This is a genomic window from Bacillus sp. USDA818B3_A, from assembly GCF_009928415.1.
Taxonomy (GTDB): Bacteria; Bacillota; Bacilli; order Bacillales; family Cytobacillaceae; genus Neobacillus.
The window spans coordinates 1-2,072 of sequence record NZ_JAABNN010000048.1 but is presented as its reverse complement, the minus strand read 5'-3'; the positions used below and the strand labels follow the sequence as shown (position 1 = coordinate 2,072).

The following is a 2,072-nucleotide window of genomic DNA, read 5'->3' as shown; positions in this document are numbered from 1 at the left end:
TGTAACCGTCAAGTTGTTTTGAACACTTTTTGCTAATTAATTTTGAACACTTTCTTTCTCAAAAATGGTAAATCGATGCTTCAATCTATAACTGTCATTTTCATTTAATTGAATAACCTCAACTCGGTGAAGTAAACGGTCTAATATTGCCGTAGTGATTCCTTGATCTCCCATTAATTCAACCCATTCTTCTGGTCCTTTATTAGAGGTCAAAATTAGGGAACTTCGTTCATATAAATGGTTAATTAGATGAAAAAACAGGTTAGCTTCCCGTTGATCCATTGCCAAATACATTAGGTCATCAATAATAACCAAATCTGATTCTTTTATTCTTTTTAATTGCATCTGTGATTTACGAATATACTCTTCTGTTTTTAATAGGTGTACCAGTTCGCCCATACTTGAAAAGGCTACCTTGTAGCCCTTATGTATGGCTTCTACTCCTAGACCAATTCCAATATGAGTTTTCCCCGCACCTGGCGGTCCTAATAGAATAATATTGTATTGCTGCTCCAGCCAATTGAGTTCTCTTAGTTGGTTTAATTGACGCTTACTAAGAGATTCTTGTTCTTCAATATTAAATTCATCTAATGTCTTATGATAAGGGAATCTAGCCAATTTTAGCCTTTTTTTCACATTTTTTTCTTCTCGTCGATTTACTTCAAACATTAGTATTTCCTGCATGAACTCTTGATAAGTCCATGACTTTGTTTCCGCATTACGAAGTAAGATCGGCAGCTCATTAGCTGTTTCCGTCATCCGAAGATGACGGAGTTGCTCTTGAAGAATCTGTACTGTTGTTGTCATTACGAAACACCCCCAATAATGTTGAAATAGACATTCATTTCCCTAGTTGCTGCTGTAGCTTTTAAAGCGGGGTTATTATTTTTTACTTTTTGTTTTGGAGGAGAACTAGGAGTATTTGTTTCCTTTAATCGAGTTATATGTTGTGCAATATCGCGAAGATCGTTGGCACTCCATAACTGATCTTTAACGCAAACAACTAAGGCTTCTTCTATCACAGGACGGTAATGGGTAATCGCGTGTTGAATGACTTGAAGCTGATCCCGTACATATCTTGGGTAACGAACAGCTACTTCATGAATAAATAACTCTGCTTTTTCCGGATCATTAAACTGACGAATTATTGTCTCTTTATATGCTTGTATACCTTTAGAACGATCTCTTGTGTGCTGACGGTTCTTAATCAATTCACCTTTACCATGACATAGCCGATGTTTGGCTAATATCTCTCCTTGCGGAGTTGCACTAATAGTAAGCTCTTCATCTTGAATATCAATAAAAACTGTATTATTACCTCTTGGTCGGTATGTACCTAAAGGTACTGAATAACGATTGGATTTATATTTAATTACATTGTCCTTTTGAACTGTTCTTGATATACTAGAACCAATGTTACTCTCGAGAGAGAGTAGGGATGAGACTGGCTTTAAGTGTTGCTTTTCCAGGGCGTGCACTTCTACCGGTCTCTTTTTAGTTGTGTTATGTACATTGTAATTACCCGTTCTTTCTAACCACGAAAGGCACTTATCATTCCATGCATCAATATTCGAAAATACCCTGTGTTTTGCAAAGTTTCCTTTTACAAATTTAACAACATTTTCAACCTTTCCCTTTGTTGCTGGATCTGCTTTACGACATAAATAAATTCGGAAACCTCGTTCCTGCTTGTATGCTTGAAATTCCCCTGTTAGAATAATGTCTCCTGCATTTTCGCTTACTGTAATTAGATGGTCTTGATCGTAAACTATTTCCTCAGGCATTCCACCAATATATTGGAACGCTCTCTCATGACAATGGATCGTATCTCTAGTAGTAAACGGTCGGGCTAACCATTCCACGTATTTATACCTTGAGTGGGCGAGGACAAAGGTTATAAAATATAATTTAACTTCCTTGTTTGCCGAATTCTTTACACTAATTTCTCCCCAATCTACTTGGGCTTGTTGTCCCATAGGTAATTCCTCTACAGCCTCATGACGGCGAATATGAAATTCCTTTGGAATATGATAGATATCTCTTATTTCACTTACATATCCTCGAATTGTACT

2 protein-coding genes are annotated in these 2,072 nt (G+C 36.7%); both read right to left on the bottom strand.

Annotated features, from left to right (window positions below; all coding sequences use genetic code 11):
- Positions 1-36 precede the first annotated feature (36 nt).
- Positions 37-807, bottom strand: a complete 771-nt coding sequence (gene istB / locus GXK58_RS26780) for an IS21-like element helper ATPase IstB (protein WP_160726221.1) — start codon at positions 805-807, stop codon at positions 37-39.
- The coding region (locus GXK58_RS26775; RefSeq protein ID WP_160726220.1) for a DDE-type integrase/transposase/recombinase at positions 807-2,072 on the bottom strand (1,266 nt) is incomplete at its 5' end. The genes istB and GXK58_RS26775, both read right to left, overlap by 1 nt.

What these genes read in the sequence shown, in the direction of transcription:
- istB (WP_160726221.1), bottom strand. Translation starts at nt 807, where the DNA reads ATGACAACAACAGTACAGATTCTTCAAGAGCAACTCCGTCATCTTCGG.